Origin of the sequence: Vibrio sp. 10N.247.311.49, from assembly GCF_041467655.1 — a bacterium.
GTDB classification, from domain to species: domain Bacteria; phylum Pseudomonadota; class Gammaproteobacteria; order Enterobacterales; family Vibrionaceae; genus Vibrio; species Vibrio crassostreae_C.
Window position 1 is genome coordinate 93002 of sequence record NZ_JBFSVA010000016.1, and the last position, 19813, is coordinate 112814.

Sequence of the window (19813 nt, forward strand, 5' to 3'; positions counted from 1 at the left end):
GTAGGTTTTTATTTCGCAGTTAACCGCTAGTTCTCGATTTACAACTTGTTTGAGAGGCTTGCTCTAACTCAATCTAAACGTAACGTTAGGCCAGAGTAGTTCGAGTATCCGCGCAGTAACACATGATAGGTCACACCCGGCTGAGCGCTCACACTGCACTGCTCATTGTTTCCAGGACGATAAGGTCGGCAGTCGTAACTCGATGTGGTTGGCTTGCTGCCTGATTTCACGTAAAGGTCGGCATCGCCGGAACCTCCAGACATTGAAACCGTCACACTGGATGCAGAATCAACAGTGAACGTGTAGAAGCTCTCTGAAGATTGATTCCCGCTTAGGTTCGTAATTGGTGTGCCTTTCGTCAGCACATTGCCAGTTGGAGGCGTTACACCACAACTTGCATTAACGCCTACGGTATTAAAAGCATCTTCAACGTCGGCAACCACATAACCCATGTCTGCTGCGGCTTTCGCTACGCCACAAGCACCGGCATCAAAGGTACTGTTTGCCGTCCAATACAGTTGGTTTGCGACCGTGAATATTTCAAAGCCCTTACGTACATTCCAACCCGATTTGTTCGCTAAAAGGTAAAAGGCGCGGTTGTAAACACCGCTAGACAAGTGAACGTTCAAGCCATCGGAGTATTGCGAGGCGTGATCAATCGAACGACCATCTTTTGAAGGTTGATCAAAGTAACGCAAGCCGCCTTCTGATTTGAATATATCGCTTCCGACAATCCAATCCACACTGCCACGTAAGTAGTATTCAGCCGCTTCGCCCGCAATATCGGAGAAGGCTTCATTGATACCGCCCGACATGTTTTGGTACACAAGGCCGGAGTTTTGCTCGGTGAACCCGTGGCTAACCTCGTGAGCACTCACGTTGATATCGACCAATGGGTAAAAGGTGTTTTTGCCATCCCCAAATGTCATGGATGAGCCATTCCAAAAGGCGTTTTCATAATCGGTACCGTAATGAACGCGCATCGTCAGCTGGAAAGTTAAAGGCGACGTCTTCATCCACTCTTTGTACATATCGAATACGACATTACCAAAATAGTGCGCATCGTTAAGAGGCGAGTAAGCCCCGTTAATGTATTTATGATCGGTGTAGTTGGTTCCGTCGGCACAGTTGTAGCTGTAGGCTGCGCTGCCGGACGTTCCGTTTCTCAAATCGACTGTCTTAACTGATTCATTTTCTAACGTACAAGTTGTGCCTGTTTTGTCGATGGGAAAGCTGGGGAAGTCACTGCCATATTCATATCGAGTGGTTTTGAGGTTGCCACCTGGGCCAGTACCTAATGCTTTAGCGTGGTTTAGTCCATTCCATTTTTGGAGCACATCGCCAGTCGTGGCATCAATAAAGTAGAAAGGGCGTTCTGGCATAGAGGATGCGATAAAGAAATCGACCAGATACACCACTTGGGCGACTTGGTTCTCATCCAATCTCACCATCAGTTTCGCGTTTTTATTTTCAATCGACTTTTTGCCGACGGTAAACGTGCGGTGAGAGGAGATCGCAGCTTCTATCGCTTGTTCCTGATTCAGTTTTGGCGCGATGCTGGATAGATCACCACTGATCCCCTGTGCCATGGAACCGAACACTTGAGTGGGTTGGTTCTTGGAAAGGGTGGCCACGACCGAAGTATCAAAGACGGGTAAACCTAGGTGAGTTTGTTGGTAGCGAACTTTCGTTTTTCCATTGGGCAATACCACCCGTTTAACTTCAGAAAAACCTAATTCAAGTGGAGCAACACTCTTCGACTGCGCGACGAGGCTTTGTTGTAGTAATGCATCATTATCGACTCTGACCATTTCTGCAGCGTGTGCAGTAAAGCCGAAAGACGTACCTAGAATGGCTGCTATTTTCCAGCTTAGTTGACGTTGTTGGTTCATTTTTCGTTCCTGATTTTAATATAAACTCCTTCTTCCCAACGGCTTTATAGGAAGTCTATATGCAACACACTAATGCCATGTGTTGCGAATCAAGATTGGAAGAGCATTTGGATTTATGACAAGTTTATCAGGGAGATTGAATTTTATGGTATGTAATTCAAAGTTTACAAAAGCTCTTATTGATCAAATTGTTTTTATAAAATGCAAATTTGTTATTTATCGTAAACGTATGATAGGGCGAGAGTTATTAAAACCCGCTTTGTTTTAATTTATAGAATGAATTTCTCTAAGTTAATTTCGATATTTCTCTGTTTTTACCTTAACTACAAATGAGTAAATAAGCCAGTTTTTGGAAGTGGAAATATTGTCTTTATTGTCAATAGTAAACTTGTTTTAACAATGCCAGCCAGAACAATTATCAAGTTTTCTTCATTTGGTTTTGTCTAATTTCTGTTATATTTACAATAACCTGAGTCGCATGATTTCAATCAATTCTATTATTCGACCTTTTGCGTATAATATGTTCTCAAACTTCCCAAAAGAGGATTAGAAACATGGCTGGAAAGATCAACTTGCCACATAGTTGCCCTAAATGTGGTAAAACTGCTCATACGACTAAAGAGCTTGAAACACTGTTCGGTTACCGTCAAAAAGATGGTGGTGTGACAAATCAAAGCCAGTGTAAAGAGTGCCGTTAAAGCAAAATGACGGTTGCTAGGTTATTGATGACTATACAGTAGGTGAGCTAGAAATCTTCTATGCTCATTTACTGCTCGATGCTTCTACTGTCTATTGCATCAATCGTGTGGTTATTGAGGGTTGGTTAGTGAGCCTAAGTTGCAAGAGTGTTCCTCCTAAAGCGGTAACTGAATTTTTACGTTCATATTGTATATTTCTTCACTACTTGAACCCAAGTAACTAGTTGTTCAGAATGATTCGGCACGTGAGGCATTTTTACTATGCGTTGGTTTTAGTGGTTAAGGTGGTTTTCGAAGGCTTTGAAATTGAGTACCGTACATCTTCACAAAGCGCTAGGATTTTAAGGAGAAAATAGTGAGTATTTTAAGAGAAATTCAGGCTTCACTAATTTCAGAGCAGCCGAATTTAAGTAGTATTTTGTTGAAATTAAGATTGCTTGCTGCTCGTTTGGGAAGTGATACGTTGGCTGATTGGGTTAAATATGAATTGTCCGGTTACCCTGACAATATTGAATTGCCTGATTATCGTGTTGTAGCTGTATCTTTTAAGGGGACGTTTAGTGGACCGTTTAATTCGGGTATTAAAAATGCTCCTATTCCATCGGCGTTGATTGAGAAGTATGCAAGTGATAAATGGACCCATCGCCGTTTGACTGATGGAATTGCAACTATTGATGACTTAATTAAAAGTTCACAAGATTCGGGTTCTGTAGGTCTTGATTGTGCTAATTTGATTTTATTACTTCAAGGGAAAGTATATGAAGATTATGCATGTAATGAGATTGTAGGATCAATATCCCGAAGTTCGTTAGTACAAATCCAAAATGAGGTTAAAAGTAGAGCTCTTGAGTTAACCATTGAGCTTGAAAAATCAATACCAGCTGCAGTTGATATAGTTTTATCGCCTTCCCCCAATGAATCAATTGATACCCAAGAAATAACTAAAATTATTAACCAAACCATTTATGGTAATTATACTGAAATATCAAATTCAGGAGATGGCGCAAGCATAGGAGTTCATGCCATACAAGGTAACGCTGAGCTTTTAACTGAAAAATTGGAGAGCGCAGGCATTACAAAATCTTCTGCAGAAGAATTGGCAGCTATTGTCAAAGCTGAACCCCCAAGCTCACCTGAAGAACCGCTAGGGAATAAAGCGAAAAAATGGTTAGTTGATAATTTAAAAAAAGCTGAAGATGGTACATGGAAAGTTGGAATATCAGTAGCTACGGACGTCATAAAAAAATCAGTAATGGGTTACTACGGACTATAAAAGCCTAACAAATACATCAACACGATTTGTTACATTCGGCGTTGTCGGTTTGCGTTTAGTGTTTAAGGTGGTATGCGGTAGCCTCGGTATTGCGTTGTTCACACCTTAACAGGGTATTATGGCATTCATAGTTCATCGTAACAATCCCTTTCCCAGGTTTTAACGCCCGCTAACTCAACGCATTTGTTGGATTGAATATACTTTGTGGGCGTTTAGTCAACGCTATATTTTTACTTCCATCGCTCAATTAAAACTAATAGTATCAATGCTTTAATAACGCATGATTTAATGAGAGCAAGAACATGAAACACACTCCAAGTTCTTTTGTGGAAATGAAAGGGAAACAACGTATTCCGATGTTGACCGCTTATACATTCCCAGTGGCTGCAAGTATCGAATCTGCTGGGATACCTATTATTCTCGTTGGTGATACTGTCGGCATGGTTGAAATGGGCTTTAGCAGTACGCGAGATGTGACCATTGAGCACATGGAATATCATGTAGGGGCAGTGCGTCGAGGTGCTCCAAATACTCACATTATTGGTGACCTCCCATACTTAACCGATCGTTCTCCTGAAGTCGCGTTAGTTAATGCTAAAAGGTTGATGCAGGCAGGTGCCGACAGCATAAAACTGGAAGGTGCAAAACTCGATGTTATTGCTCACCTTGTAGCAAACAATATCCCAGTTGTTGGCCACACGGGGTTAACTCCGCAAACGGCAACAAACTTCAAGAAAGTAGGGCAATCTGCTGAAGATGCTCAAACCGTTAGCGAGGAAGCAAAAGCGATTCAAGAAGCGGGTGCTTTTATGTTGGTGCTTGAGCACATACCTTCTTCACTTGGCGAATCGATTACTCAAGAGATAAGCATTCCTACAATTGGGATTGGTGCGGGAGCCGATTGTGATGGGCAGGTGTTAGTCATCAATGATGCGCTCGGGCTAGGTAACCGATGGCCTCCATTTTCAAAACAGTACGCCCATTGCAGCCAAACTATCTTTGACGCAGCAAATGAGTTTGCTACGGAAGTCAAAACGAACGTATTTCCGAACAACCTGAGCAAATAGGCCACTTAGATAATAGCTTTAGGTTGAATCGTAATGCATGGTATTTTTCCGTGCATTACGATAAGCATATGATGTGTATTTGGACGTTCGGTGTTGAGCTGTCTTGATTCTCTCACCAAACGTCAGTTTCAAGGAGGAAACATGACAAGCGACCAACTATTGGAAAAGGCACTTTATAGCAGTGCCAGCATCCACAACCTCACTCGCTTAAAGCCTACTTAGCAACGAATCACCTTAATAACTATTTCAGAACAACCAACAATGTGTGGCTTAAAACGAGTGAGCTGATAGACCAAACTGAGATTGAAGTTTTAGGTGAGTACTCAGCAACGTTACAAGCGTCAAAGTTTACGGTTCTCCCACGCAGGGGCGAACGTTTGCCTTTTGTTTCTCGAAATTTAATAGCAACAGTAAATGACACACAAACGTAGAGGTAGCGCACAGAATCGAAAAAGGGGATATCGCGATTACGTAATCATTGATCTAGCCGATAGTGAGATAATGATAAGAGGTCGATAATTCGTTGTCGGACTAAATTAGAACTTTAAATCTAATTTCTAAGTAGTTGTTATCTCAGGAAGAGTTTTTGTGCTATGCGCCCCTATATTAAATACATTATCCCTATTTTAATTCCTTTCATTATCCTCGTCATGCCGCTATCAGCGTTTCCATTTGAAGGCCTTACGATTATTCAACAACGCGTTATTGCGATCTTTTTGTTAGCGGCATTGTGCTGGGTGTTCGAGCCTATCCCTATTTACGCGACGTCTGTTGTTATTATCGTTCTGCAATTATTGATGTTGTCGGATAAAGGGCTGATCTTTTTAAGGTTTGAGCATGGGGAAGAACATTTTGGTGAGCTGTTAAAATACAGCGATATCATGGCGACATTCGCTAGCCCAATCATCATGCTGTTTTTGGGTGGTTTCTTCTTAGCAATGGCCGCCACTAAATATCGATTAGACGTAAACTTAGCTCGCGTGTTGTTGAAGCCATTTGGACAAGACCCAAAGTTTGTGATGCTCGGCTTAATGTTGATCACTGGTATCTTTTCGATGTTTATGTCTAACACGGCAACAACGGCAATGATGCTCTCTATTTTAACGCCGGTACTGGCTGTGTTTGGTCCGAAAGACCCCGGTCGTGTAGCGTTTGCGCTTTGTATCCCGGTTGCCGCTAACATCGGTGGCATTGGTACTCCGATCGGTACCCCTCCGAACGCTATCGCACTTAAATATTTAGTTGGCGATAACCTCATTACGTTCGGTGAATGGATGGCATTTGGTGTGCCGTTTGTTGTGATTATGATGGCGTTAGCGTGGTTTTTAATAGGCTTTATGTACAAAGCTGACCAAAAGAAAATCGAGCTAAGCATCAAAGGTAAATTCCTTAAAACGCCTAAAGCCATTGCGGTGTACGTCACTTTTGCGCTGACCATCATTCTTTGGTTAATGGGTTCAAGCCATGGCATGAACTCTTACACCGTCGCTCTGATTCCTGTCGCTGTGTTCTCACTCACAGGGATCATCAATAAAGAAGACCTGAAAAAGATTTCTTGGGACGTACTGTGGCTTGTATCAGGTGGTATTGCGCTTGGTTTAGCTCTCGATAAAACAGGCTTAGCAAGGCTCGTGGTACACAGCATTCCGTTTGATGCTTACTCACCATATGTGGTGTTGTTCGGAGCGGCGTTCTTGTGTTTGGTAATGGCAAACTTTATGTCTCATACCGCAACGGCTAACTTGTTAATGCCAATTATGGCTGCATTAGGTTCGTCTATGGCTTCACTCACGCCACTAGGCGGTGAGTTAACGTTAATTCTGGTTGTGACTTTTGCCGCTTCATTAGGTATGTCACTGCCAATCAGTACGCCACCGAATGCGTTGGCTCATGCCACTGGTCATGTGCAAAGTAATCAAATGGCCAGAATTGGTATTATTTTGGGTGTGGTTGGTGTGCTACTGAGTTTTGTTATGGTGTGGGTGCTACATTCAATTGGTCACATAGGATAACGATACGTGTATCAACAAAAGCTAGAAGCACTTATCGATCGTTATTTTAATCAGACAGAACGTCGGGTGACGTGCCGTGCCGGTAACACCATTATTGAACAATCAGCGTTAAACACTCGTTTATATTATGTGTTTAGTGGAGAACTGGAAGGTTTTTATACCGAAGCGAATGCACCGCAAGTGCGAGTATTTAGCGCGGGTAGTGGGGCTTTTATAGGCGTTCATAGCTTCTTTTCAGGTAATTGGACAGCATCTTCAACGGTTGTTGCTAAAACCGATGTTGAGTTAGCGTGGATCGATAAAGACACGCCTGCAGAAGATGAACGTAACTTTGGCCCTCTTACCGCACAGTTCACACCTGTGATCGTCAACGAGTTGTCGCGTCGTCAACGCCGCGCAACACAAGAAGCGATAGCGAAACAAAAAGCGTTAGAGAAGTTACATACTGCTGAGCAAATGACGACATTGGGTCAATTAGCTGCAGGGATTGCTCATGAACTTAACAACGCTATTGGTGTAGTAAATAGTAAATCTGGCCGACTTGAAACGGTCATCATGGATCTGCTTGAAGAAGTGCATCCAGAAGCCAGTCAATTTTTCGATTTTGGGTTAATGCATGGTCAGAAAACGTCGTCGTCAGAAGCGCGAACACGTGGGCGACAATTTGAAAGAAAATATGGTTTAGACAAAAACATTGCACGATCTCTTGCAAAGGCGATTCCAATTGACGCTTTATCTGCAAGAGACGTTATTTCAAAACATTGGCTGAAAAACCCAGAAGAAGCGATTCGCTTTTGGCAGATGGGCTGTGATTTACATGATTTACGTTTGGCATCTAGACACACCGTTGGCATCGTAAAATCGGTTAAACAACTTGGCAGAATTGATATTGACACCGAAGAAGCGGTTGATATTAACGACTCCATTAACCATGCCTTATCGTTGTTACAAAGTGAGTTACGTAGAGTCTCTGTGCGATTGAGCCCTGCAGATTTGCCGACTTTTAAAGGCTCGAAAACAGAGCTCGTTCAGATTTGGGTCAACATTGTAAAGAATGCTTGTGATGCAATGTCGAATTCAGACGATGCCGCAATAGAAATTCAAACCAGATTAAGTAAGAAAAGAATATTAGTTACGATCACGAATAATGGCCCTGAGATAGACGAGGTGACTCGTAGAAAGGTATTTCAGCCCAACTTCACCACTAAAAAAGGTGGTTTATCGTTTGGATTGGGCTTGGGTTTATCAATCGTTAAGCGGATTGTGGCGGGTTATGGCGGAAGTATCATTGTGAAAAGTGATGCTTCTAAAACTGTATTTAGAATCAAGTTACCAGTAGAGGGTGAACATGGAGAAGCTTAATTTAATCTGTGTCGATGACCAGAGAGAAGTACTGAGCGCAGTGGTACAAGATTTAGAGCCGCTGGCGAGTTGGCTGAATATTGAAGATTGTGAATCAGCGCAAGAAGTGCTTGATCTCATTGATGAACTTGACGCAGAAGGCGAACACATTACCGTCATCGTGTCTGATCATGTGATGCCAGGGAAAACGGGTGTGGAGTTACTCACTGAAGTGTTCCATGACAGCCGCTTTCCGAATACAAAGAAAATTCTTCTTACGGGGCAGGCCACTCACACCGATACCATCAATGCGATTAATGCAGCAGGCATCGACCGTTACTTTGAAAAGCCTTGGCAAGCAAGCACATTAGTTGAGTGCATTCGTACTCTTGTCACTGAGTACATATTTGATCAAGGGCTTGATTACACGGACTATCAGAATGAGCTCGACCAGCAGGTTGTGTTCAGACGCTTGCGTTAGCCTCTTATGTTAGCGACTTACATTATTCACTAGTGTAAGTCGCTTGAAATTCTATGCACCGAAGGACGCTTTCTGAAGGGTTTTTCTTTGAAAGATGTAATCTTTCGCTGCTTATTTTACCTACCTCTTTTAGTCGTTCAGGTTTTGGTACTCAGTTATTAACACACTGGTTGCTGGCTTTAGTCTAAAACTCATACGCTACGCCAACGCCAACGCCAACGGATGCATTGTGTTTTCTTCAGGAACGATTCCCTGAACATACAGCAGAGCTAAAATGTGTCGCAGAGTTCCCGTGTCGTTTGTTAGAAAAGTAAGTCGAAATTATTCAAAAGTGATTCCTAACGCGTGGGACGTGGAGTTCTAAGCCAAATCGGTACTTACAACGTAAAGGACTAGGCTTTTGACGGCTTACTGCGTAATAATGCATTCGCCCACAAGTGGGGGTTTATAGTCAGTAGGATTTTAAAATGAGTGAGATTGCTCGCTTTATATCTGGTGAAGCGCCGGACAAATTTGGTCGAAATATAGAACAGTTATTGGCTTACAATCATTTTTGGTTGGAGCATGACCATAAGTACATTCAAGTGTTCTTCCCAATAGATGAGGGGACTAAGTTTAATCAACATGCCCCGTTGGTTACTCAAGAAGATAAGGTGCTTTTTGCTAATTCAGAAGCGCTCCGCACAGCTCATCTACAAGTGCTTGACCTGATGCTTGAGTTTTGGGGTATGCAGCGAAACGGGAGTGAAATATCTTCATCGTTACCACTTAGCCCGGCTAATCACGTATGGTTAAAGAATCATGACCATAACCAGCTAAGGTTAACGCGAGCCATTCGCAGTTTGTACTTGTTGGGTAATGAAGAGGTTGCGGCTCGGTTATGTGACTTTTTAGTATCAGCGGCGACCGAGACAGGGTTGGTGTCGGAGAAAACCGTTCAGTATTGGCGCAATGCCTTGGAAGGTTAGGGTTTTTCTATGTAGAGCTTCCGGCACTGCACACAATTGATTCTCAATGCGCGGCATTTTCGTTCAATGCCGCTTTCTCTATATTCAACATTTGAATGCAATTTGTGGAATATATCAAAATTAATTAAATTGATAGTAAGTTATTACTTTTCATTATGTTAGGGTTCTTTTCTTTAGGTCATCTGATTAGGAAGAGGATAATGAAAAAGGGATTTGTGATAGCGATGTCAATCGGCTTTGTTGTCTTCTCCCTTGTTGGTCGTGCTCTTCAGTGGTTCGGGTCTAGTAATTCCGAGTTGTTTCCTAAACTTCCTGATATTCCCCAATTTGTTCCTTCTACCGATTTCGACGGTGAGTGGCTAGGCCGTCGCATTAACACCACTGGCAATAATATGTGTGAACGCACAACCATCAACGGAACTATTCGTGAGGGTAAAGTTACCCTAAGGCTTACCTACAATGGAACACCGTTAGAGGGCTGGGTGACGGAAAGCGGCGACTTACGTTTATATGCTAAACATCGCCAATGGGATTATCGTTTTTCCGCAAATGGCAGTAGCAGTAGATTTGACGGCCGATGGCACTTAACCAATGGCCCGTGCCAAGGGAGTTGGTTTATAGAAAAGGTCGATGGCAAGTAGGGTTGTTACTACAAGACGCCGTTTAAAATTAACCAGCACAAGGTTCTTTTAGGAGAGATAAGTGATCAGATTAATCGCCGTGTTCATTGTGGCTTTCGGGCTAGGCGCATATGCGAGCTTACATGTTTTGACCGACTATGTTGTGAGCATTAAAGACAGTCATAAAGCTGCGGTGCGGCAAGGTTTTGAAACCTATAAACATGCCAATACAAAAGACCTTGCCCCATTAATTAAAACATCGAACTTGTTAGCTCGTTATAGTGCTTGTGAATTAGAGGGAGATGAAGGCGATGCGATTGCATTAACCCTGTCTATTAACGCTATTTCCTTTGGGATGTTATCGAAGCAAGCGTCTGACCTCGATCAAGACACCTTTAGGACTGGTTTGATGATGTACGGAAAACTCAAAGACAACGAGAAAGCGTCTGCTCAGCTAACTGAAATACTTACTTCGTACTGTAAAGATAGTCTTCGCTATCTATACGACTGTGAAAAACTTTCTAATTTGTTAGGCGAAGAATGGGATACACAATGGGAGGAAGTGAAACCAGAATGTACCTAAAAATGATTCAATATATGTGGCACTTTTCTATGCCGTATTCAGATGTGATTTGAAAACAAAGGACACAATATGGAAGTAAGGTTGGTCAAAGGTTCAGATCCTATGTTCGCTGAATCGATCACTAAAACGAATATGGCGAGTTACTACCAAGCTCGTGGAATCGCTTGGGGTCATAGTCAGTTTTTACGCAGCTGGGATGAGCTGGATAACTATGAAATTTATGTGGGAGATAGCCGTATTGGTGTTATCCGCTTCAGTTACGCCGGTGGTACAACGTTTCTTAGGGATTTGCAGATATTAGCTGACTGTCAAGGTCAAGGTTTTGGCTCTAAGTGTCTCGATTTGGCTATTGAATATGCGAACAATCAAGCATCGGCTCAGTTAGTGTTGCGCGTGTTCAGTGAGAACCCCGCCATTAAGCTTTATCAATCAAAAGGTTTTACTCAGTTGTCTGAAGTGAAAGGGCTCGTTGAAATGGAGCTGCCTTTAGGGTCATCATTGAGAGAGTGTCATGGATAACCGTATCCAACTAAATTTTGTTAAATACTTATTTTCAGAGTTGCTGTTTATTGTTATTGCACTAGGTCTTGTCTATTGGATATCAGACGGTGATCGTTCATCGCTGCTAACCATAGGGCTGATAATTTGTGTTCCTCCATTAATAAAAATTCTAATGTTGTGGTGGAAGCTTCGCGATAGCTCGTTTGAAATCACGAACGGTCATGTACGTTTAAATGGCGTTGCTTGTGATGTGACTTTACAGCGTAGCTTTCTTCCGTTTGAAATTGGCTCATTCATCAAGCTTTCATACACGAAAGGTGCAATGCAGAAACACAATATTTACCTTTCTAAAGGCGCAATGAGCAAAGAAGAATGGAGCCGTATGTTAGCGTGTCGAACTAGGTCGCCATAAAGAAGCGACATCGCTGTTACTTGAGCTTTTAGTTTCCACGACGAATAGCGATGCGATTAAAGAGTACCAACGAGCGATCTCTTTATATGCTCAAGACCTAGATAAAACCTGGTAAGCAGCGCGTAAAGCTCATTAACTCACATAACAAAAAGCCTAAGCATCAATATGATACTTAGGCTTAAAGGCATAGTTTTTGTTCTTTAGGAAAGCGTTACGCTGAAAGCTCTTTACGAACGATCTCTGCGCCAGCACTTAGCGCATTAAGCTTCGCTGAGGCTATCTCGCGAGGTAGGGGAGCCATGCCGCAGTTGGTGCAAGGGTAGAGCTTGTCGGCATCAACGTACTTAAGTGTTTCACGTAGAGTGCTAGCCACTTCTTCCGGTGTTTCAATCGAATCGGTTGCAACATCAATCGCACCGACCATTACTTTCTTGCCTCGTACGAGCTCAAGCAGCTCAAGAGGTACATGAGAGTTGTGACACTCTAAAGAGATAATGTCGATATTCGATTGCTGCAGCTTAGGGAAGACTTCTTCGTATTGGCGCCACTCGGTGCCTAATGTCTTTTTCCAATCCGTATTCGCTTTAATGCCGTAGCCATAACAAATATGGACTGCTGTTTCGCACTTAAGCCCTTCAATGGCTCTTTCCAAACAAGCGATGCCCCAATTGTTCACTTCATCAAAAAACACGTTAAACGCAGGTTCATCGAACTGAATAATATCCACGCCTGCCGCTTCAAGTTCTTTGGCTTCTTCGTTGAGGATCTTTGCAAATTCCCACGCCAGTTTTTCACGGCTTTGGTAATGCGCATCGTAAAGTGTATCAATCATGGTCATAGGCCCCGGCAGAGCCCATTTGATCGGTTGGTCGGTTTGCTGACGTAAGAACTTCGCATCTTCAACAAACACAGATTTCTGACGAGAAACTGGGCCTACAACCGTCGGTACACTCGCATCGTAACGGTCGCGGATTTTAACGGTTTCACGCTTTTCAAAATCAACGCCATTCAGGTGTTCAATGAAGGTCGTTACAAAGTGTTGACGTGTTTGTTCGCCGTCACTCACAATATCAATGCCTGCTTGCTGTTGCTCGTGCAGAGAGACACGCAGCGCATCTTGTTTGCCGTCTGTGAGTTCATCGCCTTGAAGTTTCCATGGCGACCAAAGCGTCTCTGGTTGTGCAAGCCAAGACGGTTTCGGCAAGCTGCCCGCTGTTGAAGTCGGTAATAGTGTTTTCATAATAATATTGCCTATCCTTGGGTGGTTTGAGAGCGCAATAGACGATTAAAGTGCGTAATTTGCCGACCAGTTCTCTAGAACTGATTGGTATGGCTTAATGAACTTCTCTTCTGCGAATTTACCTTGTTCAACAGCTAGCTGGCTTCGTTCTTCACGGTCGTACACGATTTGAGTCAGCGAGTGATCCAAGTTTTTCAAGTTTGGTTGGTAACAGTTACCCGCAACCGCGTTCGCGTTGTAAATCTCAGGTCGGTAGATTTTCTGGAACGTACCCATGGTACTGATGGTGCTGATAAGCTCTAGGTTAGAGTAATCGTTCAGCAGATCACCAAAGAAATAGAAGGCCAAAGGTGCAACACTGTTAGGCGGCATGAAATAACGAACCTGTAAGCCCATCTTTTTGAAATATTGTTCAGTTAAAGAAGACTCATTCGGTTGGTATTCAAAACCTAATACTGGGTGTTGGTTTTCAGTGCGGTAATAGGTTTTATTATCTGACACGCTTAAGCAAATAACAGGTCGTTTATTAAAGTTCTTTTTGTAAGCGTCAGAGTTAACGAAATATTTAAAAAGCTTACCGTGTAAGTCACCAAAATCTTCTGGAATGCTGAATTTATCTTGGCCTTTATTATGATCCAATAGACGTACGCTAAAGTCATAATCTCGAACATAAGAAGAGAAGTTATTTCCGATAATGCCTTCAATACGCTCGTTAGTTTTACGGTCTACAATATTGGTTTTCAGCACTTCAATTGAAGGGAATGCTTCGCCGTTGCTTTCAATATCCATATCAACAGAAATGATTTCAAGCTCAACAGAGTAGCGGTCGCCCTTAGGGTTATCCCAGTGCGCTAACGCGTTGAAACTGTTATCGATCATTTGTAGTGCATTGCGTAAGTTCGCTTGACGGTTGTCACCGCGAGCCAGGTTAGCAAAGTTGGTAGTGATACGCGTGCTGTCTGCAGGCTGGTAGTTTTCGTCGAGGCCAATGCTCTTAATCGTAAAATTAAATTCTTTATTCATGCTGATTTGGTATCCCAATTTGTTTTCTGATTCTCTCGGTTTTTAGTATTAAAACGGCTTTTATTTTTTGCTTGTGACCGGATCAAGAATCGAAGGCTATGCTGTCTGACATTAATGCTTAGCAGAATTAATGTCGTATAAAGTTAATCGCTTAAGGTTTTTATACGTTGATAGGTTCACCATTAACAATGGTATTACTTCACATTGAACATGAGGAATATTCATGATCTATTCTGTTTGAATATTTAAGCCGGTGTCAGTTATATTAATTAGCTTGATGGAAATATAACCACATTAATAGTGTGTTATTTAAGACGATTAATTTAATTAAGAGATGGATGAAATGAGTGAATTGCTGTTGTTGATTTTATACTGTGCATTATTAGGCAGTGGTGTTGGTTTTCTTGCCGGGCTTTTGGGGATTGGCGGAGGGCTGATCATTGTTCCGGTGCTAAGCAGCATTTTACTTCACTTAGAGATTCTACCTGCGGCTCAAGTGGTTGTTGCGGCCATCGCTACTTCGTTGGCATCGATACTGTTCACCTCAACTTCTTCTGCACTTGCTCACCACAAGAATGGCAACGTGCCTTGGGATCTGGCGCCTTGGATCATGCTCGGTGTTGCTCTGGGTGCACTGGTTAGTGGCTTTATGGCGGCTCTGTTGCCGGAAAAAGTCGTTCGTATTGTGTTCGCTGTAAGTGTGGTTCTTATTGCGATCAAGATGTTCTTAAGCAGTAAAAATGATGCCCCTAAGGAACGAAAACTGCCAAACAAGGGCGTGCTAACGGTGCTGACAACCATTACGGGTGGCTTGTCTGCCATGATAGGCATTGGTGGCGGTGCATTGCTGGTTCCGCTATTAACGTTCTTCTCTGTCGATATGAAAAAGGCCATAGGTTGTGCCTCAGCTTGTGGCATTGTGATCGCGTTGTTTGGCTCGATAGGTTACATCAGCTCAGGCAGCAGCCACTTTGCTCTATCAGACGGCTTTGCTGGCTTTGTTTATCTGCCTGCGCTGCTGGGTATTGTGTGCACGTCTTGGTTTACGGCTCCTTTAGGCGCAAAAGCCACCAATCATTTACCGGTTCCAACGATTAAGAAAATCTTCTCAGTACTGCTAGTGGTTATCGCGGCAAGCATGGTGGCGCGTTAATTAAAGATCGTTCAGTGTGAATATATAGAACAAAAACGAATAAATTGATCAACCACCAATAATTAGAAAAGGGCAGTTTCATAACTGCTCTTTTTTTGTTTATCGGTCTATGCTTATACAGCTATGTACATGAGTATATTGATAAAACCGTTTAGTTATGAACAATTCACTGCTATAGCTAAATGTATCTTGTTTGATTCAACGGAATGCTATCAATGAGTGGTTTATGGATCCTTTAACGCAGGGCGTGTTAGGCGCTTCTTTGTCACAATCGGCAAGCAAAAAACAACATTTGGTTGTTGCTGGGGTATTAGGGCTGCTCTCCGGGTTAGCACCAGATTTGGATGCACTGATTAAGTCTCAAAGTGACCCTTTGTTGGCTTTGGAATTTCATCGACAATTTACCCATTCACTCTTCTTTATTCCCATTGGCAGTTTGATCTGCGCTTTGGTTCTGCATCACCTGATTGCAAAAAAACGTGGGCTTTCTTTCAAACAAAGTTGGCTGTTTTGTGCTCTGGGCTATGGTACTCATGCACTGTTAGACGCTTGTACCACCTATGGCACGCAGTTACTTTGGCCTTTCACCAACGCGCGTTTTTCTTGGAATACCATATCAATCATCGATCCTGTTTATACGCTTCCCATTCTAGTGTTGCTTGTGTTTGCGACGTTAAAACGAGCGCCTTGGCTAGCGCGTGTTGCGTTTACTTGGGCGCTAATTTATCCAACATTAGGGATGATTCAGCGAGACAGGGCAGAGGCGATTGGGTGGCAATTAGCGCAAGAAAGGCAACACACACCGATTCGATTAGAGGCAAAACCAAGCTTTGCGAATATCTTGGTTTGGAAAGTGGTGTACGAAACAGAGGCTCATTACCATGTAGACGCAGTGCGGGTTGGCACATCGGTAAGCACGTATCCCGGAGAGTCGATTGCGAAGCTGAATGTTAGCAGGGATTTACCTTGGCTTGACCCGGACTCTCAACAAGCCAAAGACATAGAACGTTTCCGCTGGTTTTCAAATGGTTATATCGCTCAGGACCCAACAGACGAGCTGCGTATTATCGATGTCCGATATTCAATTGTACCAAATCAAATGAAAGCACTATGGAGCATCAAGCTATCAAAAGCAGTTGATGCAAACGCGCATGTAAAATACGAAACTCATAGAGACAACACGCCAGAGTCGAGACAGATCTTCTTCGGTATGCTCACTGGCGATAAATGAGCTAGTTTTAAACTGATCTGCACCGTCAATACTGGATGCTACGTTAAGCGACTTTCCATACGTTTAGTTATCTCTGAATTGTTAATTTAGGGGAAGCTATAGCTCATTTATGCCCCATTGTGTGTTCACTTCGATGAGTGAACTACATCGGCAATCTATTTTTACAATACATAAACTAATGGTTAGGAAAAGGCCCGACACATTTTCTTTCTTCACTCTAGGTAGTCAGCATATTTAGATAGTATGGACAATAGGATAGAGTCAGACCATACTCCAGTCAAAAAGCTCATCGAAGCGATTCAAGATCTTTAAAGGTTACGGAGACTGAATAAGAGTCAATTTGATTGTTGGTTACTCTGTGACCGGGGGGAGGTGAGAGTGCACGAGGGGTCAGCGTTTTTGAATGAACTCTTCAATACCTTTACAGTTGAAGTATAAAATGAGGCGGCCAAATAGCCGTCCCAGACACACCATCTGACTTGTTTATCCACTCATTCCTTTAAGCCAAAAATTAATTCAATTTCATCATCAAGTCTTCTGCCCGTTGGTATAAAACCAAGCTTTTGATAAATAGAGAGCGCATTGCCTTTTTCTTTATCCATCGTGGTCAGGGAGACGCCTTTTAAACCGGTAATGGAAGCGTATTTCTTACTGAAGTTAATCGCTTGACTCCCCAATCCTTTTCCTTGGAAACGATGGTCAATCATGACGCGCCATACATATAAATGCTCCTTTTGAAAGTGTTCATCGTGTGTGTCCAGTATTCTAGGGTCAATCAGAGAGATTAGCCCCGCAGGTTTATTGTTTAAGTAAATACCATAGTTGATACTATCGTCGTTAAAACTGGCTTCTGCAAGCCACTCTGCGTTGTTAGCAATGAGTTGTTTTTGAGACTCTTCCACTGAGAGATCAATAATGTCATTGATAATGGTATTGTTTATTTTTAAAAAGCTAATTTTATTCATGCTTATTTACCTTGGGTAGGTGTTTCATTAAAAGTAACTGGCCAATGTAAGGATCTTGATAAGCTAATCTTGAGTTATCAAAATGGTAATGTCGCTTTTGCTCCTGTCTTTTAACATAGACTCTTCAAGTATCTTATAGATCTCTTTATCTGGCGCATATTAGAACGCGCCAATTTTTTTAATTAAGGTATATGTATGTCTTAATTAAAAACGATGATGGAAGTTATTGTTTCCTTTTTGCCTGCCCCCATGACAGAAATATTAGTTCCAAGCGTTGCCCACGATGATTCAAAAATAGGGTACGTATAGTATTTTTACAATAGTGCCGTCACAAAACCCAAAACAAACTCCCTGATAGAATGCTGACGAGTGTGATTAAAGATAACTTTAATGTGTTCTCAGCCAGCTACATTTTGTATATCACTTATCAGCTAAAATGGTGGCCAATATCTTATCGCCTTTGCATTCAACACTGACGTTCATTCCATTGACGAGTGCTCTCTCATTAGGCGCACTTGCTCTCATATCGAGTCCACTTGTTTAAATTTGGACAACTAGTTCGGTAAGCGTTAAAGAAAGAGTGCTGGTTACCCTGAAGTTTTAGTGTAGGCCACATCTTGATGTTATCGAAGATGGCCAATCGCAATGCAAAAATAGACACAGCCCTGGAATATTGAAGCTAATGTTATCGAAAGCTTTTCTGCACTATTTTTTTAGTTTGCGTAATTGGTGTAGCCAAACTTAACACCAATGATACGAACCGCCATATAAGTTTTAACTCATACCATTTGACGTATTATTGCGGAATCTTTTGTCTATGACAGTATGACTTTGTAAGTAAAATCATTACATAATGAAAGCGTATTTATTAAGTTGCCAGTTCAAACCTTGATGTATTGTTTTCATAAAGTTCAACGTTAATGTCGGTTTTATCTAATAGTCATAAGATGTTGCTCCTAATGAATTGATAGCAGCGTAGCTTCTTACGTCTAAAGCGGGACTGTATTGGATAAACCTGTGATAAAAATACAACGATTCACAAAAATGCTGTGCTTGGCCGACATATCACTCAGATTGACATCACTCATGGAAGTTGATTAAACGACTTTATATACTTGTAGTAATTCATTGTTTACTAAATTAGTAAAATCACTGACACGCTTTTGTCCATTTCCTTCCAACTACAATCGTGATGACCAAATTAAAAAGGAGGTCATCATGGTAGTTTTCAACAAAACGAAACGAAGTGGCGTCAAAAAGCCTTTTCGGCTTGAGGAAATTTGGCGGATCAGAACCAGATTAGAAATTGAAAATAATTTGATGCAGCTTGCGTTGCTCAACTTAGTTATTGATAGCAAACTTAGAGCAAGTGATTTGCTCGTTCTCAGAGTTTGCGATGTATCTTCGCAAGATAGGATATTTAACCGCGTTAAGCATATCCAGCGCAAAACAGATATTGAAGTTCAATTTGAGATAACGACAAGAACTCAACAGAGTCTAATGAAATGGATTTTGATGGCTTCGCTACATGACAGCAATTTTATTTTCCCAAGCCAAAGGCGAAAGCAACAACCGATTAGCTATTCGTACTATCGATACTTAGTGAGGAGATGGGCTTCTAATCTGGGGTTGGATCCTAACTTGTATGGCACTCACTCGATGAGGCGAACAAAAGCGACGTTAGTCTACGCAAAAACGAAAAATATCCGAGCGGTGCAGCTACTACTTGGTCATACCAAGGTAGATAATACAATCCGCTATCTTGGGGTTGAATTAGAAGATGCATTGTTGCTTTCAGAAGGTACTGAGTGTTAATCAAAAAGGAACCTAAATACTTAGGTGTTTCAATTGCTATTACGCTGAAAGTTGTTACCCATTCACCGCTACACTTGATTATTTTCAATACGTTAAGTGCAAATACTACTAATCTGTCCAAAGTTTAGAGGACCTTGAACAGATTAGGTATACACAAGCTTAAATTAAACGTTGGAACGCGCGTTTTTCTTCTTTGATTTATAGGCTTTCATTGAAATTTTTAAAGCAAGCTGTTTTTGTTTAATTGAAATGAGTTGTCTAGTTACGACCTTATGGTGTAACTCTGTGATAAAGTTTTTTTCCCAAGGCGTAAGACGGTCAAACCTCAATAAAATAGTGTCATTGAGTACATTGAACAACTCGTATTGGCTTTTATCCATTCGACAGCTAGGCATTTAATTAGAGCACTTAGCTAGAGAAATGACGTTAAGGCTTTCTACTTTCTCATTTTTTCCTAAGGTAATGATTCGATAAGAGATCCCACTCTCTAATAGTGGTCTTATTTCGATGTTGTCACAAAAACTAACGGCGACTTTTT

Annotated in this window: 19 protein-coding genes and 1 pseudogene; 15 read left to right on the forward strand and 5 right to left on the reverse strand. The window is 42.0% G+C overall.

Annotated features, from left to right (window positions below; translation table 11 throughout):
• Positions 1-68: 68 nt before the first annotated feature.
• Entirely contained in the window at positions 69-1892 is a 1824-nt protein-coding gene (locus AB6E54_RS15790; RefSeq protein ID WP_372106163.1) for a M4 family metallopeptidase, read from the reverse strand.
• 554 nt (positions 1893-2446) lie between these two features.
• Here AB6E54_RS15790 and AB6E54_RS15795 point away from each other — a divergent pair.
• From AB6E54_RS15795 to AB6E54_RS15850, 12 genes and pseudogenes are all read left to right on the forward strand, one after another.
• Complete coding sequence (locus AB6E54_RS15795; protein WP_280599814.1) at positions 2447-2590, forward strand: hypothetical protein; 144 nt, start codon at positions 2447-2449, stop codon at positions 2588-2590.
• Positions 2591-2945: 355 nt separating this feature from the next.
• On the forward strand, positions 2946-3863 hold the full coding sequence (locus AB6E54_RS15800) for a hypothetical protein (protein WP_280599812.1): 918 nt from the start codon (positions 2946-2948) through the stop codon (positions 3861-3863).
• Between the two features lie 302 nt (positions 3864-4165).
• Positions 4166-4930, forward strand: a complete 765-nt coding sequence (gene panB, locus AB6E54_RS15805; protein WP_102543475.1) for a 3-methyl-2-oxobutanoate hydroxymethyltransferase — start codon at positions 4166-4168, stop codon at positions 4928-4930.
• 141 nt (positions 4931-5071) lie between these two features.
• Positions 5072-5283, forward strand: a pseudogene (locus AB6E54_RS15810) (hypothetical protein); the annotation flags it as partial.
• A gap of 240 nt (positions 5284-5523) precedes the next feature.
• Positions 5524-6942 (forward strand): DASS family sodium-coupled anion symporter, encoded by a 1419-nt coding sequence (locus AB6E54_RS15815; protein ID WP_061017792.1) that lies wholly within the window; start codon positions 5524-5526, stop codon positions 6940-6942.
• Positions 6943-6948: 6 nt separating this feature from the next.
• On the forward strand, positions 6949-8304 hold the full coding sequence (locus tag AB6E54_RS15820) for an ATP-binding protein (protein WP_372168944.1): 1356 nt from the start codon (positions 6949-6951) through the stop codon (positions 8302-8304).
• On the forward strand, positions 8291-8764 hold the full coding sequence (locus AB6E54_RS15825; RefSeq protein WP_102326563.1) for a response regulator: 474 nt from the start codon (positions 8291-8293) through the stop codon (positions 8762-8764). Before AB6E54_RS15820 ends, AB6E54_RS15825 begins: the two co-directional genes overlap by 14 nt.
• A gap of 467 nt (positions 8765-9231) precedes the next feature.
• On the forward strand, positions 9232-9732 hold the full coding sequence (locus tag AB6E54_RS15830; RefSeq protein ID WP_372106165.1) for an opioid growth factor receptor-related protein: 501 nt from the start codon (positions 9232-9234) through the stop codon (positions 9730-9732).
• 200 nt (positions 9733-9932) lie between these two features.
• Positions 9933-10373, forward strand: a complete 441-nt coding sequence (locus AB6E54_RS15835; protein WP_372106166.1) for a hypothetical protein — start codon at positions 9933-9935, stop codon at positions 10371-10373.
• A gap of 61 nt (positions 10374-10434) precedes the next feature.
• Positions 10435-10935, forward strand: a complete 501-nt coding sequence (locus AB6E54_RS15840) for a hypothetical protein (protein ID WP_102332143.1) — start codon at positions 10435-10437, stop codon at positions 10933-10935.
• A gap of 69 nt (positions 10936-11004) precedes the next feature.
• Complete coding sequence (locus AB6E54_RS15845) at positions 11005-11454, forward strand: GNAT family N-acetyltransferase (RefSeq protein ID WP_372106167.1); 450 nt, start codon at positions 11005-11007, stop codon at positions 11452-11454.
• Positions 11447-11848: a hypothetical protein gene (locus tag AB6E54_RS15850; RefSeq protein ID WP_017062409.1), complete on the forward strand. Its 402-nt coding sequence runs from the start codon at positions 11447-11449 to the stop codon at positions 11846-11848. The genes AB6E54_RS15845 and AB6E54_RS15850 overlap by 8 nt, the downstream gene beginning before the upstream one ends.
• Positions 11849-12059: 211 nt before the next feature.
• Here AB6E54_RS15850 and AB6E54_RS15855 read toward each other — a convergent pair whose 3' ends face one another.
• Both AB6E54_RS15855 and AB6E54_RS15860 read right to left on the reverse strand, forming a co-directional pair.
• Entirely contained in the window at positions 12060-13088 is a 1029-nt protein-coding gene (locus AB6E54_RS15855) for a methionine synthase (RefSeq protein WP_017062410.1), read from the reverse strand.
• A 45-nt stretch (positions 13089-13133) separates the two neighbouring features.
• Positions 13134-14111 carry a DUF1852 domain-containing protein gene (locus tag AB6E54_RS15860; RefSeq protein ID WP_372106168.1) on the reverse strand — a complete coding sequence of 326 codons (978 nt, stop codon included), beginning with the start codon at positions 14109-14111 and terminating at the stop codon, positions 13134-13136.
• A gap of 343 nt (positions 14112-14454) precedes the next feature.
• On the opposite strand from AB6E54_RS15860, the gene AB6E54_RS15865 reads away from it, so the two are divergent.
• Positions 14455-15264: a sulfite exporter TauE/SafE family protein gene (locus tag AB6E54_RS15865; protein WP_372106169.1), complete on the forward strand. Its 810-nt coding sequence runs from the start codon at positions 14455-14457 to the stop codon at positions 15262-15264.
• A 226-nt stretch (positions 15265-15490) separates the two neighbouring features.
• Positions 15491-16495, forward strand: coding sequence for a metal-dependent hydrolase (locus tag AB6E54_RS15870; protein WP_102429252.1), 1005 nt, complete (start codon positions 15491-15493; stop codon positions 16493-16495).
• A 491-nt stretch (positions 16496-16986) separates the two neighbouring features.
• On the opposite strand, the gene AB6E54_RS15875 is transcribed toward AB6E54_RS15870, so the two are convergent.
• Positions 16987-17460, reverse strand: a complete 474-nt coding sequence (locus AB6E54_RS15875; RefSeq protein ID WP_004734802.1) for a GNAT family N-acetyltransferase — start codon at positions 17458-17460, stop codon at positions 16987-16989.
• A 1218-nt stretch (positions 17461-18678) separates the two neighbouring features.
• Here AB6E54_RS15875 and AB6E54_RS15880 point away from each other — a divergent pair.
• Complete coding sequence (locus tag AB6E54_RS15880; protein ID WP_372106602.1) at positions 18679-19275, forward strand: tyrosine-type recombinase/integrase; 597 nt, start codon at positions 18679-18681, stop codon at positions 19273-19275.
• A 164-nt stretch (positions 19276-19439) separates the two neighbouring features.
• On the opposite strand, the gene AB6E54_RS15885 is transcribed toward AB6E54_RS15880, so the two are convergent.
• The gene (locus AB6E54_RS15885) at positions 19440-19670 is read right to left on the reverse strand and encodes a hypothetical protein (RefSeq protein ID WP_372106598.1); all 231 of its coding nucleotides are present in this window, start codon (positions 19668-19670) and stop codon (positions 19440-19442) included.
• Positions 19671-19813 lie beyond the last annotated feature (143 nt).

Coding starts and splice junctions, on each gene's coding strand:
- panB (WP_102543475.1), top strand. CDS start 4,166: ATGAAACACACTCCAAGTTCTTTTGTGGAAATGAAAGGGAAACAACGT.
- AB6E54_RS15830 (WP_372106165.1), top strand. CDS start 9,232: ATGAGTGAGATTGCTCGCTTTATATCTGGTGAAGCGCCGGACAAATTT.
- AB6E54_RS15850 (WP_017062409.1), top strand. CDS start 11,447: ATGGATAACCGTATCCAACTAAATTTTGTTAAATACTTATTTTCAGAG.
- AB6E54_RS15870 (WP_102429252.1), top strand. CDS start 15,491: ATGGATCCTTTAACGCAGGGCGTGTTAGGCGCTTCTTTGTCACAATCG.
- AB6E54_RS15845 (WP_372106167.1), top strand. CDS start 11,005: ATGGAAGTAAGGTTGGTCAAAGGTTCAGATCCTATGTTCGCTGAATCG.
- AB6E54_RS15880 (WP_372106602.1), top strand. CDS start 18,679: ATGGTAGTTTTCAACAAAACGAAACGAAGTGGCGTCAAAAAGCCTTTT.
- AB6E54_RS15855 (WP_017062410.1), bottom strand. CDS start 13,088: ATGAAAACACTATTACCGACTTCAACAGCGGGCAGCTTGCCGAAACCG.
- AB6E54_RS15790 (WP_372106163.1), bottom strand. CDS start 1,892: ATGAACCAACAACGTCAACTAAGCTGGAAAATAGCAGCCATTCTAGGT.
- AB6E54_RS15835 (WP_372106166.1), top strand. CDS start 9,933: ATGAAAAAGGGATTTGTGATAGCGATGTCAATCGGCTTTGTTGTCTTC.
- AB6E54_RS15795 (WP_280599814.1), top strand. CDS start 2,447: ATGGCTGGAAAGATCAACTTGCCACATAGTTGCCCTAAATGTGGTAAA.
- AB6E54_RS15875 (WP_004734802.1), bottom strand. CDS start 17,460: ATGAATAAAATTAGCTTTTTAAAAATAAACAATACCATTATCAATGAC.
- AB6E54_RS15825 (WP_102326563.1), top strand. CDS start 8,291: ATGGAGAAGCTTAATTTAATCTGTGTCGATGACCAGAGAGAAGTACTG.
- AB6E54_RS15860 (WP_372106168.1), bottom strand. CDS start 14,111: ATGAATAAAGAATTTAATTTTACGATTAAGAGCATTGGCCTCGACGAA.
- AB6E54_RS15815 (WP_061017792.1), top strand. CDS start 5,524: ATGCGCCCCTATATTAAATACATTATCCCTATTTTAATTCCTTTCATT.
- AB6E54_RS15865 (WP_372106169.1), top strand. CDS start 14,455: ATGAGTGAATTGCTGTTGTTGATTTTATACTGTGCATTATTAGGCAGT.
- AB6E54_RS15885 (WP_372106598.1), bottom strand. CDS start 19,670: ATGCCTAGCTGTCGAATGGATAAAAGCCAATACGAGTTGTTCAATGTA.